Origin of the sequence: Catenibacterium mitsuokai, from assembly GCF_025148785.1 — a bacterium.
In the GTDB taxonomy this organism is placed as follows: Bacteria; Bacillota_I; Bacilli_A; order Erysipelotrichales; family Coprobacillaceae; genus Catenibacterium; species Catenibacterium mitsuoka.
In genome coordinates this window covers 793,478-807,751 of record NZ_CP102271.1, presented here as the reverse complement: position 1 = coordinate 807,751, position 14,274 = coordinate 793,478, and the positions used below count along the sequence as shown (strand labels likewise).

Here is a 14,274-nt window from a genome sequence, read left to right as displayed (position 1 = left end):
CTTCCACGCTATGAAAAAAGTTCTTTTTGTATCTTTTCTAACTGTTCTGGTAATTGTGAAGTAACCGTTTTACCTTTTAAGTAACTCATAGAGCCTATCGGATTCACAAAAGTTAATCGATAAGCATGGAGGAATTGATGATTAAGATGGAATTTCTTCTTTACTTCCTTATTCCATTCAAAATCTCCATATTTACTATCACCCATAACCGGATGTCCTGTCGCACTTAAATGGATACGAATCTGATGTGTACGGCCGGTGATGAGCTGTACTTCTACTAAAGAGCAAGTAGAACATCTTTTTAAGACATGCACTATTGTTTTCATAGATAAAGCCCCCGGTGTATCTTTCTTTACTAAATACATCTTTCCTTCATCTTCATTCTTTTTGACATATCCTGATAATGTGGCATCCTTCATATGTCCCATTGCAATAGTGAGATACTTCTTTTCAATGCCTTGTCTTGTTTTCATCATTGTATTTAAATCCTGAAGTGCTCGCATATCTTTACCAAAGATCACAAGTCCACTTGTATTACGGTCTAAGCGATGCACTGGACCTGGTGTAAAGCTGATATTCTTTTCTGGATCATATTCACCCTTCTGATGTAAATAAGTAAGTACCTGGTTAGATAATGTATTCACTGATTCATTAATATCTTCATGAACAAGTAAACCGGCAGGTTTATCTACAATAAGAATATGTGCATCTTCATAAACAACTTTAAAAGTAATAGGTAACTCATAAATTGTTAAAGGCTTTGTGTATTCCTTGAATTTATCTTCATATAAGAATAGTTCCACCTCATCTCCCGAATGAAGAATATAGTTTTCCTTTACTCTTTTGCCATTTACTTTAACATCTTTTTTTCTTAACATTTTATATATAAGTGAAGAAGGTGCCTGGACGAGCACTTTCTTGAGATATTTATCTATTCTTTGATGATCATCATATTGATCGATTACTAATTTTTTCATAACGTCTCCTTTACCCCCTCATTATAGCATACACCTCTTAGATTATGGTATAATAAAAGTCGAGGTGACAATCATGGAAAAACAAATAGATTCAACAACAATTTATGATGGAGCCATCATGAAGGTGACTAAGGAACACGTATTATTACAAGACGGTAATACTGCCGTACGTGAATGTGTGTATCATCATGGTGGTGTGTGTATACTTGCGATAGAGAATGATGAAATTATTCTTGTAAAGCAGTTCCGTTATCCAAATAGATGCGATACATTAGAAATACCTGCTGGTAAGCTAGAATTAGGAGAAGATCCTGATAAGGCCTGTTATCGTGAATTTGAGGAAGAAACAAATAGACGTGCTAAAAACATGCGTCCTATCTTAAAGATGCTTCCTACACCTGGATATTCAAGTGAAATACTCAGAATATATGAAGCAGAAGACTTCAGGGAAGTAGAAGATTCTTTGCAGTGTGATGCGGATGAATTCTTAAATATCATTAAGATGCCAATTGATGAAGCCTACAAAGCAATCTTTGATGGACGTATTATTGATGGTAAAACTGTCATTGCCGTTATGTATGCTTACAATAGAAAACATTGTAAATAGTAAAAGAGCTCTAGTTTTGATATGATGACCTCCCAGTAGACAGTGTAAATAATTAAAAGCACTGTTTGCTGAGGAGGTTTTTCTTATGGGAAGAAAAAGCAAGTTTTCTAAACAACAAAAAATTGAAATATGTAGAAGGTACTTAGATGGCAGTGAATCAGTTATTAGTCTAGCAAAAGAAATAAATGCTGGTAAAAACACAGTGAAAAAGTGGATTAGAATCTTTAAAGCGTATGGTGATTCTGCATTTGATGAAAAACCTGCAAATGAATCATATACAAAAGAGTTTAAAAGGAAGGTTGTAGAAGAATATCTTGCTGGTGAAAGCTCACTAATAGATATTGCGCTAAAATATAATATTCCTTCAGATAGTACAGTACTTGCATGGGTAAAGTTATATAATGATCATATAGAATTAAAGGATTATATTCCTGGAGGTAAGGAAATCTATATGGCAAAGTGCAGAAAAGTCACAAAAGAAGAAAGAATAGAGATAGTAAAGTACTGCATGGAACACAATCTTGATTATTCGGGAACGTGCAAAGTGTTTGATGTGACATATTCAAATGTATTTAACTGGGTAAGAAAGTACAGAGAAAAAGGTGAAGAAGGCTTATCAGATAGACGTGGACGCCGTAAAAAGGATGAGGAGCTAGATGAACTTGGCCTTCTAAAGAAACAGTTGAGAGAAAAGGAACGTGAGCTTGAGAGAGCTCATCTGGAGATAAGACTGTTAAAAAAAGTGGAGGAGATAGAAAGGAGAGGATATGCAGAACAAGCAGATTCGAGAATGAATATCAGTCAATCAAGGAAATCAAGGAAGAAGACAAAGAGGTAAGCCTATCAGCTATGCTTGAGATATTAGGTGTAAAGAGGGCGAATTATTATAAATGGCTTAGACGCAATAAGAGCGAAAGAGATCTTGAAAATGAGGAACTGGCAGACCTTATAAGAAAGTATGATGTGAAATTCAATCATACGCTTGGCTACAGAATGATGGCAGATAGAATAAACAGAGATGAAAACAAGAACTATAATGACAAGCAGGTCTACAAGGTGATGAAAATACTTGGCATCAAGTCAATCATAAGACCAAAAAGAAGAAGCTGTACAGTCAGAAAAAGCAATAATACAGCCAAGAATAATCTCAAAAGAGACTTCAATGCATCAAGACCTAACGAAAAATGGGTAACAGATGTCACTGAGTTCAAATATGGAAAGAATAATGAAAATAAGCTATATCTAAGCCTGATACTAGATCTTTATGACAGATATCCAGTAGGATATGAAATTAGTGACCATAATGATAATAACCTTGTCTTCAATACATTCAGATCAGCTGTAGAAGCTAATCCAGGAGCACATCCGTTATTTCATAGTGATGGTGGCTACCAGTATACGAGTCCATTCTTTGTACGTATGCTTAAGGATAATGGCATGGAACAGAGCATGTCCAGAGTTCACTGCTGCATTGATAATGGACCAATGGAAGGATTCTGGGGAATACTTAAATGTGAGATATATCATTATGGGAAGAAATATGAAACAAGAGAGGAATTAGAAGAGGCAATAAGAGAATGGATAAGATATTACAGTCATGAAAGATATCAAAGAAGATTTGGTGTGAGAACACCTTATGAAGTAAGAAGTGAAGCATTGTGCAATGAGAATCCAGTTCAGTATCCAATACCTGAGAACAAGGCGATACAGAAATATAAGGCGGCACATTATGCATAAAAATATGCCTGCCACGTAGTGGCAGGCATAGGTACATGTTTTTAATTATTTCACCTGTCTACTTGACAGGGGCGGATCAGTTTGAGCTCTTTTTCTTTAGTGTATAGTATTTAATAATTTCACTGATTGTCACAACAACTACATTCAATATATAACAATGAATCATCTTTAATGCAGAAACTGTCATCACCTGATTATTATTCATATAAGTATAATAGTCAGGTACTGCATTCGTGAGAGAATGAAGACCGTTGAAGATTGTCTTAAAGATTGTTTCAGCAACACCAATATAGGCTAGACTGATTGTATGTAGGACCTTTACAACTGGATGATCCATCATATTACCTAAAGCAACATGAACAACCAAGCCAAGTAATAAAATCATCAATGAAAGTAATAAGACATAACTAATATTTATAAATGTATTAATTATATGATGATCTGGTTTTTTCTTTGGTTCTTCTACGACTGGTTCTTCTTTGATTTCTTCTTTTTCCTCTTCTTTTGGAGGGTTATTTTCAGCTTCCATCACCTTTGCAATCACATCATTCAATGCAGCCGTATCCTGTGCATTAAGTGAAAGGGCCGTTGGTTCTTCTTTTTCTTCTTCTACAGCAGGTTCTTCGACTTCCTCTTTTTCTAATTCTGCGAGATCTTCATCATTGAAAGTAAAACGACGAGGACGCTCTCTTGTAAGTTCTGATAACTTAGATATATAAGTAGATTTAATGATCTTTAATAAATCAGGATCATCTTTATAAACTTCCTGTAAATTCGCAAATAAAGACTTTAATTTAGCCACAGACATCTCTTTATCCATGCCAAGAAGTGGTTCAAAAATCTTGTAATCTTCATAACGACCAAAAAGAATATCATTTAATGCTTCATACATTGTATTGGCCACCTGATAAGAACAGCTGATTTCATCATCTCCTGCTTCTACCAGATCATTTAAATAGATGGTATTCATACCAATATTATTAGCTGAATGAAGAATACCATTCATAGAAGTAATGACTAATGTATCCTTAGGCGTTACCTGGAATCTTTTATCAATATATGCAAGAAGTTCTTCTGATGGAAGTGGCGTAATGTCTGTATCACATCCAATAACATAATCCACCTTACGATATAAAGAACCAAGTTCTAGATAATTAATAGCTGATTTTGTCTTATGTGTAGAAACAACTGCAATTGGAATATTATTCTGATGAAAGTATTCAAATAATTCAATCACACCATCTTTTGGTGATAAGCCCTTCATACTCAAATAATTGTATAAATCTTTTTCAACACTTGAATTCAACTTATTACTATTAAGTGTTGCTGCAAGAGGAAGTGTTTCATACATTGTATACATATTACCTAAAGCATGATAAAACTCATCCGCTGTAACAGTAATGTTTTTCTTCTTACATAAATTCTTATAGAAATTATAACGGAGCCTGTTTAGGGGGAATATACATCCATCCAGTTCTATGATTGCTAGTTTTAATTCTGTATCCTCTCTCATAAAATAATACCCCTTTCCCTAATCTAAACATCATTATAGCATAATTCCTAAATGATATGCTATCCTATAAACAAAAAAGCAGAACCGAAGTTCTGCCTTATTTTCAAATGGTCTCCCCGCACGGGCTCGAACCGTGGACCCTCTGATTAAGAGTCAGATGCTCTACCAACTGAGCTACGGAGAGATAGTTCTTGATATTTCTATCAAGAGTATCAGGTTTTATCCTGTTAAATTTTAAATGGTCTCCCCGCACGGGCTCGAACCGTGGACCCTCTGATTAAGAGTCAGATGCTCTACCAACTGAGCTACGGAGAGAGGTGTGTCCTCAACCGACGAGTTATATATTACACGATTAAGGACACTTCGTCAACTACTTTATGAACTTTTTTTACATTTTTTTAAAAACCTTTAAAAAAGATCTTCATCATTCTTATATTTAGAGTTTATGATGATTGTTTCTGTATGATCAATACACTTCTGTACTTCTGTTTCAAAGTCCCATTTCGCTTCATAGCCTTCTGCTTTATAAGCCTTAGGTTTAGTTGCTGGGTTATGTGGTGTAAAGATTGTACAGCAGTCTTCATATGGTCTAATAGAGATATCATATGTACCGATCTTTTCAGCAATCTTAATAATTTCTAATTTATCCATACATGCAACAGGACGAATAACAGGCGTTGTAATAACCTGATTAATTGTATTCATTGATTCAAGTGTCTGAGATGCCACCTGACCAATACTTTCACCATTCACAATAGCTAAGCAGTCATTCTTCTTTGCAACACCTTCCGCAATTCTATACATCATACGACGCATAACTGTCATTGCATAAGATTCATCACAATGGTCATAGACAGATAACTGTAGTTCAGTAAACGGAACGATATGAACTTTAATAGAACCATGTGTATAGTCTTTTAATACATTCACTAGGTCTAATACCTTTTCCCTTGCCAATTCATTTGTATAAGGTGGAGAAGCATAGTGAATACATTCTAAGTCTACTCCACGCTTCATCGTCAAATAACCAGCAACAGGCGAATCAATACCACCTGAAAGCATTAATAAGGCTTTACCACCAATACCTACTGGATAGCCTCCAGCACCCGGAATCATGTTATCCATAATATAAATAGCATCTTTTCTATATTCTACACGTACTAAAATATCTGGATTGTGAACGTCTACTGATAGTTCTTTTGTAGTATGATGGAATACATATCCTGCAATTTCCTTATTCATCTCAATAGATGTCTTAGGATATGATTTGTCATGTCTTTTTGTATCAATCTTAAAAGTATGACCTTCATCATGATCAATAATATAAGTAACAACTTCCTTGGCCTTTTCTAAGTCATGTTCTACCTTATAACATAAAGAGAAGTTGTGAATACCAAAGATTGTCTTTAACTTATCTGTCACTTCTTCCGCATTTTCTTCATTTAAATAAATATAAAGACGGTCATATGTTAATTCATACTCTAAGGCAGAATAGTCATGAAGTATTTCTTTTGTATTCTTTAATAGTTTTCTAATAAATTGTTTACGGTTCTTTCCTTTAGTTGTAAGTTCTCCAAAACGAACAAGAATATGATCTGGTTTCATCTAATTACCTCTGTTTCTTAATTCTATTTAATGTATCTTTTAAAGCATCTAGGAATATATCTAGTTCCTGCTTTGTAGTGAGATGTGAGAATGAAAGTCTTAATGCGCTTGAACTGATAAGAGGATCCAAATGCATTGCTTGAAGAGTATGAGAGATTTCTACTTTCTTACTTGAGCAGGCACTCTTTGTCGAGATATAGATTCCTTTAGTTTCTAAATCATGCACAATGACTTCTGGTTTATAGTGTGGACATGAAATATTTAGGATGAATGGACTCGCATCTTCTGGTGAATTGATGACAATATTGTCCATTTCACTTAACTGTTCACGTAAATAGTCATTAAGTGATTTGACATAATCATAGTGACTCTTTTGAGATTCAATTGCTTTACGCATTGTTTTCGCAAGCACAATATCCACACAGGCATTGCTTGTTCCACCTCTTAAGCCATTTTCCTGCTGTCCTCCATTGATAAGAGGAACAATACTTGCAGTACGCTTCTTATAGAGTAAACCACTTCCTTTTAAACCAAATACCTTATGTGCTGAGAAAGTGGCTAAATCAATATCATCCAGCGTAATAGACAGCTTACCTAAAGCCTGTACCATATCAACATGATATTTTGTCTTAGGATTCTTTTTATGGACAATAGAAGCAATTTCATGAATAGGATTAATTGTTCCTACTTCATTATTGACATACATTGTAGAAACAAGAATCGTATCTTCTCTTATAAGGGATTCTAATTCTTCTAAATCAAGATGTCCTTTTGAATCAACAGACACATAATCCACTTCAAACCCAAATACTTCTTCTAGCTGCTTAAAAGTATTAGCTACACTTGAATGTTCAAAGGCCGTTGTAATAATATGCTTTCCTCTATTCATATATTGGAAGGCCGTTCCTTTGATAGCTGTATTATTAGACTCTGATGCACATGATGTAAAGATTAATTCTTCAGGACTTACATGAAGTAACTTCGCAATATGTGAACGTGACTGTTCAATCAAACGACTGACCTCATAACCTGGTGCATAAGCAGAATCAGAATTCGCAAAATAATTTGTTAATAGTTTTGTATATGTAGAGCGTATTTCCTCATCAAGAGGAGTTGTCGCTACATAATCTAGATAAATCATCTAATCACCCCGCCTTAAATAATAACGATATAAAAGAAAAAAGTCCACACTAAGCGGACTTAATTTCTTTTCTTTTGATGAGTTCTTCATATTTTCCTGGTTCAAGTCTTTCTAGAATATCAACTGCAACCTGTAATGCATTGCGATATTCACCATTTCTAAATAAGACTTCAGCCTTAGTAAGTTCTGTATTGACCTCTAAGAACATTGAACGATAACGATTGGCATAGACAATGGCATCTTCTACCATACCCGCTGTCACAATCATATTATGAACATTATCATAAAGCTTATAGATCACATCTCTCGCCCCTTCTACCTTGGCACATAGTTCATTCAATACAACCGGTTTATGGGCTTTAAAACGCTTGATTTCTTCTACTTTATTATAAGAGTCAGCAATATAATCACGATAAGAATCATTCACAAGAGGAAGATGTTCATTCTTGATTTCAGACTTGATTTCCAATAAGACAATATTGATGTTTTCGATGAGTTCTTCTGCTTCCTGATTCTTCTTTTCAATTTCATCTTTCTGCTTTTCAAACTCTTCAAGATATGCATCATGTGTCATCATTCTTTCATAAAGACTCTCAACATGTTCTAACATATCTGCATATGCAAAATGACCCGACTCCATCTGTTCAATAAGATCATTAGCGGCATTTTGAATCTGTATAAACTCTTCATGCTTCTTATTAATAACAACTTCTTCTTCATCAATCACAAATTCAGTAATCAAGCGACGATATTCCTTCATGGTCTGCTGATACATACTTGTAAGTCTCTGAAGTTCATTATAGCTTTCTCTCCATTTTTCCTTGAACTGCTTATATGAGTCAAGTTCTTTACTTAAATCAATCACTAATCCTTCAATAAGGCCAGTTAAAGGTTCAAGCACTTCTGCTGCAGCCTTAATATCTACATTCTTTACCTGCACAATGGATTCTTCCATCTGCTCATCCACTTCCTGACGGCGTGCAGCAACCTTCATTTCTTCAAGCGCATAATCATCACCTTCTAAAGAAGCAATTAATTCATCCACCTTATTGATCTTGCTTGGCAATAAATCAGATACTACATAAACATAAGAAGGAAGATCCTTTAAATTTTCATGAAGACTATCAATACGATTTTCAATTTCTTCTGTAAACTTCTTAGCATCCGCAAACATCTGATTATTCATTAATGTTTCAAGCTTTACAAAATCATCATCTAGTTCTTTAAACATCTCTAAGGCATGTGGCACAAACTCTTCAACTTTAATACGAATCTTATCGTATTCATTGCCTACCTGACGATACTTTTCTTTTACTCTGATGATTTCTATACGCTGGATGTTTTCTATTTCTGTCACCTTCTCAATGCGGGCAAGAAGAGCTTTTGCATCACGATCATAACGCTGTGTCATTTCCTGAATCATTGCCAGTTTCTTTTTGACGCCATGACTCTTTCCATAAAATAAAGCAGCATCCACCTCATCCACTAGAACACCTAATTCATTCTTCTGGAATTCAGTGATTTCTTCAAAATCCTTAGTGAACTCTTCATATTGTTCAACAACTTCCGGCATATTTTTCGCAATGGACTGCACACGACCCAATCTATATTGTAATGGCAGTGTTTTAATTCCAGTAATCTGGTTTTCTAATTCTAAGATTTCTTGACGATATACCTTTAACTTCACTGAATGATATATAATCATAAAAATAATCAAAACAATGAGGATAGAGGCAAATATTACTAGGTTTCTTACTCCTATATATTGTATTAGTTCCTTCAAATAATCCATAAAACATCCCTCTCTTACATATCGACTTAATTTTATCATATTTTTCAAGTCATTTCATTACGGAATCGTGAAACCATCAAAAAAATACACATCCGTTTATTTCTTTTTACGAAAATGTTTGCTCTATCTTAAAAAATAGGGCTATGATTGTATTGTTTAGGGAGGGTAAAACATGAATGAAAGTACAGATTTAATACATGGTAAGATATGGAAAGCGATATTATGGTTTTCTATTCCTATGTTAGTCGGAAACTTATTCCAGCAGCTTTATAACACAGTGGACTCTTATGTAGTAGGTAACTTTGTAAGTTCAGGAGCTCTTGCAGCTGTTGGACAATCCACTCCAATCATTAATACTCTTGTTGGTTTCTTTACAGGACTTGCGACAGGCGCGGGAGTAGTCATTGCTCAATATTTTGGTGGTAATCATTTAAATAAGATGAAAAAAGCGATTCATACATCAATTGCCTTAACTCTTATTCTATGTGTATTATTTACTATTTTAGGTATAGGTTTATCACGTCAGATCTTAATTCTTATTGGTTCTCCTGATTCAGTCATGACACCTGCAGCTTTATATTTACGTATTTATTTTGGTGGTATTTCTTTTGTATGTATTTATAATATGGGCTCAGGTATATTACGTGCTGTAGGTGATTCTAAGACACCACTTTATTATTTGATTATTGCGTCTATTATTAATATTATTCTAGACTTTGTTTTTGTATTGAATTTTCATATGGGTGTTGCAGGCGCTGGATGGGCAACTTTTATTGCCCAGGGAATCAGTGCGCTGCTTGTTATAATAAAATTAGTATTCTCGAGAGAAATCTATAAAGTAGAGATTAAAGAGATTTCTATCGATAAGCCTATCTTGAAAAAGATTATTGAAATAGGAATCCCTACTGCTCTTCAGCAATCCATTGTATCTTTTAGTAACGTAATCGTTCAGTCTTATATCAATACTTTTGGCGCCAATGCAGTAGCTGGTTATACTTCTTATGTAAAGATTGATGGATTCCTACAATTACCAATTCAAAGCTTTGCAATGGCTATTACGACTTTTACTGGACAGAACATTGGTGCGCATGCCATAGATCGTGTCAAGAAAGGGCTTCGCACTACAATGGCTATGACCTTTGGAGTTACAACTATTGGTGTTATTTTGATTTATGTATTTGGTGAGCAGCTTGTAGGTATCTTCTCTAGTGATCCTGAAGTGATTAAATACGGTTATTTAATGGCCCGTGTCTTCGCAGCAGGATATCTCACATTGCCAGTTATTCAGATTATTTCTGGTGCACTTAGAGGTGTCGGGCTATCTAATATTCCAATGTATTTCATGGTAGGTACATTCGTCTTTTTGAGACAGATTTATCTTGTGGTAGCAGTTCCTTTTACTCATAACATCGCAATTGTATTTGCAGGATGGCCAGTTACATGGGTGATCTGTATGATTGGATTACTTATCTACTACTTCCGTGTACATTGGTTAGATCATGTATAAGAATATCGGTATTATTCCGATATTCTTTTTTGGTAGTGGTATAATTATGTAAGGAGGTAAAATCATGGAAAGAATAATTAATTTTTTGAAAGAAGCAGATACTTATTACCTAGCAACAGTTGAAGGTGATCAGCCAAGAGTAAGACCTTTTGGAACAGCACATATATTTGAGGGAAAGCTCTATATTCAAACAGGGAAGGTAAAGAATGTATCAAAACAGATTCATGCAAATCCAAAGGTAGAAATTTGTGCATACAAGAATGGTGAATGGCTACGTATTGCAGGAGAACTTATAGAAGATGACCGAAAAGAACCAAAACAATCCATGCTTGATGCTTATCCATCTTTAAAGAAAATGTATTCAGCCGATGATGAAAATACAGAAGTATTCTATTTTAAGAATGCGACTGCGACTTTCTATTCATTTACACATGAAAAAGAAACAGTCAACTTCTAGGGAGAAAATTATGAACAGTAAAGAATTATATAGAAGACTTAATGATATACTCTCAAATATATCAGAAGAGGATTATCCAGAAATCTATAATATCATAGAAAATGAAATGGACTTTTCAGATGAAGAAGTCTATGAAGATGCTTATAATATCGCAGGAGAATTACATGAAGCAGATGGCACAAAGATTCTTCCTGAATGTGTCGCTGATTTTATCATAGATGTCTATACTGATGAACTTAATTCAGGAAATGTGAATGCAGCATGTGATATTGGAGCACTCTATTATACAGGTCGTGCTGGTGAGCAGAATTATAAAAAAGCTGTTGAGTATTATACAATTGCAGCAGATGGAGGATGTCGTCAGGCGCAGGAAAATTTAGGATATTGTTTTTACTATGGTAGAGATATGCCTGTAGATTATAAGAAAGCATTTCATTATTTCGCATTAGGGGCCTTTGATGGACATCTATGTTCACTCTATAAGATTGGTGATATGTATCGTAATGGTTATTATGTAGACAAAAATGAGGTAGAAGCATTCCGTATCTATATGCATTGTGCCCAAGGACTTAATGAAGATAATATTCATCTAGTAGGTGCTGATATTATGATGCGTCTAGGTGATTGTTTCTTTAAGGGCATTGGTACAGAAGTAGATAACAAGCAGGCCTTAAAATATTACCAGTTAGCTGAACAGATGTATTATGAAAGACTTGAATCAGGAGATTTTCTCATTAAAAACTGTTATAAGCATGTTTTAAAAAATCAAGAAGAGGCAAGACAAAAATTAAATGAAGTATTGCCTGGATATGAGTGGACAAAATAAGAGGTAACATATGATTAAAACAATTCAAGGTGATATCACAAAAGTAACCGACGTAGAGGCTATTGTGAATGCAGCCAATAATCTCCTACTAGGTGGAGGCGGTGTAGATGGAGCAATCCATCGTGCAGCAGGGCCAGAACTTCTTAAAGAGTGCAGGACTCTTCATGGATGTGAAACAGGAGAAGCAAAAATCACAAAAGCATATAATCTTCCTTGTAATTATGTGATTCACACTGTAGGTCCTATCTGGTGTGGTGGAAATCACAACGAAGAAGAATTACTTGCACACTGCTACTACAACTCTATGAAGCTGGCAATGGATCATGGTATCAAAAGAATCGCATTCCCTTCTATATCAACAGGTATTTATCATTTTCCTGTTGATAGAGCTGCAAAGATTGCAGTCAAGAGTGTAAATGAATTCATAGAGAATAACCCTGATTATTTTGAATTAGTAGAATGGGTGCTCTTTGATTCTCATACTGCGTCAGTATATGAAGCTGAAGTCAAAAAAACAAAATAAATTTATGTTGTTTTTATCAAGTTTTATTTGACTTTCTATACTTTATTCAGTATAATCAAACTCGCAATAAAATGAATAGCGGTACATAACAGTCGTGCAGCTACGTTCTTGACTTAGGGATGCAAAGTATCTTACCGCAAGAGAAATGCTTAATAAGAACATACGCAGGGTGAGTTATGAATTGTTATTGTTTTATGCAAATAAAACAATAAGGAGGTAACGTCAATGGCACGTTATACAGGCCCAATCTGGAAAAAGTCTAGAAGACTTGGTTTCTCAGTATTGGAAAACGGAAAAGAATTAAACAAGAGACCTTATGCTCCAGGTCAGCATGGTCAGAAGAGACACAAGAGCACTGAATATGGTCTTCAGTTAGCAGAAAAGCAGAAAGTAAGACATATGTATGGTATTAACGAAAAGCAGTTCCACAACACTTTCGACCGCGCTTCTAAGATGGAAGGTGTAACTGGTGCAAACTTCTTATTCTTACTTGAATCAAGATTAGACAACGTAGTTTATAGAATGGGATTTGCAACAACTCGTAGAGCAGCTAGACAGTTAGTAAACCATGGTCATATTTTATTAAACGGTATCAAGACTGATATCCCTTCATGTAGAGTAAATCCTGGTGACGTTATTACTGTTAAGGAAAGATCTCAGCAGTTAGATGTTATCAAGACAGCTTTAGAAGCTCAGACTCATACTCCTGGCTTCGTTGAAGTAGATGCTGAAAAGAGAACTGGTAAGTTCACTAGACTTCCTGAAAGATCTGAATTAAATCAGGAAATCAACGAACAGCTAATCGTCGAATACTATAACAGACTTGGTTAATTCTATTAGCAGCCTTAGGGCTGCTTTTTTATTGGAGTATATATGAATGCAACATTTAATTTAATCATGGATATTGTTGGCACTATTGCTTTCGCAATTTCTGGTGTGATGGTTGCTAGTAAAAAGAAGATGGATTTATTTGGAATTAATATTCTTGCACTATGTACTGCAGTAGGTGGAGGGATGGTAAGAGATGTACTGATTGGTGTTACTCCCCCTGTTATGTTTAAAAACCCAATCTTCGTAATTATTGCACTAGTTACTGCCAACTTAACTATTTTAATATTATATTTTCATAAGAAAACAACAAGAAAAAGTATTGAGTCTTTGACGACCCAATTATTATTTATCTTTGATACCCTAGGCCTTGCCGCTTTCACAATGGATGGTGTAAATGCGGGGATGGCTATTCATCATGGAATATTCCTTCCTGCCTTTCTAGGTGTTATGACAGGTGTAGGAGGAGGTATTATTCGTGATGTTCTCGCAAATGAACTCCCTCAGGTATGTATAAAACAGATCTATGCTTCCGCTTCAATCATTGGCGCAATCATTACATGTTTATTCATTAAATATGGGGAAACCAATGCTGCAGTTGTATTAGGCTTTATTATTGTTGTACTTATTAGAGTACTTGCAGCCCATTATCGATGGGATTTACCAACAATTGATTACTGTGGAGACAAAAACAAAAGAGGCTGTAACGGGTAAATAACTCATTATAGTTTCATAAACAGTAAAAGGCGGACCGAAGTCCG

The 14,274-nt window shown here is 34.9% G+C and carries 14 protein-coding genes and 2 tRNA genes; 9 read left to right on the top strand and 7 right to left on the bottom strand.

All coding sequences use genetic code 11. The annotated features are described in order from the left end of the window. Nucleotides 1–8 precede the first annotated feature (8 nt). Nucleotides 9–977, bottom strand: a complete 969-nt coding sequence (locus NQ499_RS04070) for an RluA family pseudouridine synthase (protein ID WP_006506269.1) — start codon at nt 975–977, stop codon at nt 9–11. Between the two features lie 73 nt (nt 978–1,050). Here NQ499_RS04070 and NQ499_RS04065 point away from each other — a divergent pair, with 73 nt between their 5' ends. The 3 genes from NQ499_RS04065 to NQ499_RS04055 all read left to right on the top strand — a co-directional run bounded on the left by NQ499_RS04065 (nt 1,051) and on the right by NQ499_RS04055 (nt 3,321). Beyond that, entirely contained in the window at nt 1,051–1,584 is a 534-nt protein-coding gene (locus NQ499_RS04065) for an NUDIX hydrolase (RefSeq protein ID WP_006506270.1), read from the top strand. Nucleotides 1,585–1,669: 85 nt separating this feature from the next. Next, entirely contained in the window at nt 1,670–2,422 is a 753-nt protein-coding gene (locus NQ499_RS04060) for a helix-turn-helix domain-containing protein (RefSeq protein WP_259848497.1), read from the top strand. An 11-nt stretch (nt 2,423–2,433) separates the two neighbouring features. After that, the gene (locus NQ499_RS04055) at nt 2,434–3,321 is read left to right on the top strand and encodes an IS3 family transposase (RefSeq protein WP_259848513.1); all 888 of its coding nucleotides are present in this window, start codon (nt 2,434–2,436) and stop codon (nt 3,319–3,321) included. 76 nt (nt 3,322–3,397) lie between these two features. On the opposite strand, the gene NQ499_RS04050 is transcribed toward NQ499_RS04055, so the two are convergent. The 6 genes from NQ499_RS04050 to NQ499_RS04025 all read right to left on the bottom strand — a co-directional run bounded on the left by NQ499_RS04050 (nt 3,398) and on the right by NQ499_RS04025 (nt 9,372). Next, on the bottom strand, nt 3,398–4,834 hold the full coding sequence (locus NQ499_RS04050) for an HAD hydrolase-like protein (RefSeq protein ID WP_006507137.1): 1,437 nt from the start codon (nt 4,832–4,834) through the stop codon (nt 3,398–3,400). A gap of 108 nt (nt 4,835–4,942) precedes the next feature. Next, a tRNA-Lys gene (locus tag NQ499_RS04045) sits at nt 4,943–5,018 on the bottom strand. A gap of 55 nt (nt 5,019–5,073) precedes the next feature. Next, nucleotides 5,074–5,149, bottom strand: a tRNA-Lys gene (locus NQ499_RS04040). Nucleotides 5,150–5,242: 93 nt separating this feature from the next. Then, nucleotides 5,243–6,439 (bottom strand): tRNA uracil 4-sulfurtransferase ThiI, encoded by a 1,197-nt coding sequence (thiI, locus tag NQ499_RS04035; protein WP_006507138.1) that lies wholly within the window; start codon nt 6,437–6,439, stop codon nt 5,243–5,245. 4 nt (nt 6,440–6,443) lie between these two features. Continuing rightward, entirely contained in the window at nt 6,444–7,580 is a 1,137-nt protein-coding gene (locus tag NQ499_RS04030) for a cysteine desulfurase family protein (protein ID WP_006507139.1), read from the bottom strand. A 49-nt stretch (nt 7,581–7,629) separates the two neighbouring features. After that, nucleotides 7,630–9,372: a septation ring formation regulator EzrA gene (locus NQ499_RS04025; protein WP_040390267.1), complete on the bottom strand. Its 1,743-nt coding sequence runs from the start codon at nt 9,370–9,372 to the stop codon at nt 7,630–7,632. Nucleotides 9,373–9,544: 172 nt separating this feature from the next. Between NQ499_RS04025 and NQ499_RS04020 the strand changes: the two genes are divergently transcribed. From NQ499_RS04020 to NQ499_RS03995, 6 genes are all read left to right on the top strand, one after another. After that, nucleotides 9,545–10,879 carry an MATE family efflux transporter gene (locus tag NQ499_RS04020; protein ID WP_006507141.1) on the top strand — a complete coding sequence of 445 codons (1,335 nt, stop codon included), beginning with the start codon at nt 9,545–9,547 and terminating at the stop codon, nt 10,877–10,879. Nucleotides 10,880–10,943: 64 nt separating this feature from the next. Further along, nucleotides 10,944–11,336 carry a pyridoxamine 5'-phosphate oxidase family protein gene (locus NQ499_RS04015; RefSeq protein ID WP_006507142.1) on the top strand — a complete coding sequence of 131 codons (393 nt, stop codon included), beginning with the start codon at nt 10,944–10,946 and terminating at the stop codon, nt 11,334–11,336. Between the two features lie 10 nt (nt 11,337–11,346). Beyond that, entirely contained in the window at nt 11,347–12,162 is an 816-nt protein-coding gene (locus NQ499_RS04010; RefSeq protein WP_050772227.1) for a tetratricopeptide repeat protein, read from the top strand. Nucleotides 12,163–12,172: 10 nt separating this feature from the next. Continuing rightward, complete coding sequence (locus NQ499_RS04005; RefSeq protein ID WP_006507144.1) at nt 12,173–12,685, top strand: O-acetyl-ADP-ribose deacetylase; 513 nt, start codon at nt 12,173–12,175, stop codon at nt 12,683–12,685. 225 nt (nt 12,686–12,910) lie between these two features. Continuing rightward, nucleotides 12,911–13,516, top strand: coding sequence for a 30S ribosomal protein S4 (gene rpsD, locus NQ499_RS04000; RefSeq protein ID WP_006507145.1), 606 nt, complete (start codon nt 12,911–12,913; stop codon nt 13,514–13,516). 42 nt (nt 13,517–13,558) lie between these two features. After that, nucleotides 13,559–14,227: a trimeric intracellular cation channel family protein gene (locus NQ499_RS03995; protein WP_259848612.1), complete on the top strand. Its 669-nt coding sequence runs from the start codon at nt 13,559–13,561 to the stop codon at nt 14,225–14,227. The last annotated feature ends 47 nt before the right edge of the window (nt 14,228–14,274 follow it).

What these genes read in the sequence shown, in the direction of transcription:
- NQ499_RS04005 (WP_006507144.1), top strand. Translation starts at nt 12,173, where the DNA reads ATGATTAAAACAATTCAAGGTGATATCACAAAAGTAACCGACGTAGAG.
- NQ499_RS04025 (WP_040390267.1), bottom strand. Translation starts at nt 9,372, where the DNA reads ATGGATTATTTGAAGGAACTAATACAATATATAGGAGTAAGAAACCTA.
- NQ499_RS04065 (WP_006506270.1), top strand. Translation starts at nt 1,051, where the DNA reads ATGGAAAAACAAATAGATTCAACAACAATTTATGATGGAGCCATCATG.
- thiI (WP_006507138.1), bottom strand. Translation starts at nt 6,439, where the DNA reads ATGAAACCAGATCATATTCTTGTTCGTTTTGGAGAACTTACAACTAAA.
- NQ499_RS04060 (WP_259848497.1), top strand. Translation starts at nt 1,670, where the DNA reads ATGGGAAGAAAAAGCAAGTTTTCTAAACAACAAAAAATTGAAATATGT.
- NQ499_RS04050 (WP_006507137.1), bottom strand. Translation starts at nt 4,834, where the DNA reads ATGAGAGAGGATACAGAATTAAAACTAGCAATCATAGAACTGGATGGA.
- NQ499_RS03995 (WP_259848612.1), top strand. Translation starts at nt 13,559, where the DNA reads ATGAATGCAACATTTAATTTAATCATGGATATTGTTGGCACTATTGCT.
- NQ499_RS04015 (WP_006507142.1), top strand. Translation starts at nt 10,944, where the DNA reads ATGGAAAGAATAATTAATTTTTTGAAAGAAGCAGATACTTATTACCTA.
- NQ499_RS04030 (WP_006507139.1), bottom strand. Translation starts at nt 7,580, where the DNA reads ATGATTTATCTAGATTATGTAGCGACAACTCCTCTTGATGAGGAAATA.
- NQ499_RS04055 (WP_259848513.1), top strand. Translation starts at nt 2,434, where the DNA reads ATGCTTGAGATATTAGGTGTAAAGAGGGCGAATTATTATAAATGGCTT.
- NQ499_RS04070 (WP_006506269.1), bottom strand. Translation starts at nt 977, where the DNA reads ATGAAAAAATTAGTAATCGATCAATATGATGATCATCAAAGAATAGAT.
- rpsD (WP_006507145.1), top strand. Translation starts at nt 12,911, where the DNA reads ATGGCACGTTATACAGGCCCAATCTGGAAAAAGTCTAGAAGACTTGGT.
- NQ499_RS04010 (WP_050772227.1), top strand. Translation starts at nt 11,347, where the DNA reads ATGAACAGTAAAGAATTATATAGAAGACTTAATGATATACTCTCAAAT.
- NQ499_RS04020 (WP_006507141.1), top strand. Translation starts at nt 9,545, where the DNA reads ATGAATGAAAGTACAGATTTAATACATGGTAAGATATGGAAAGCGATA.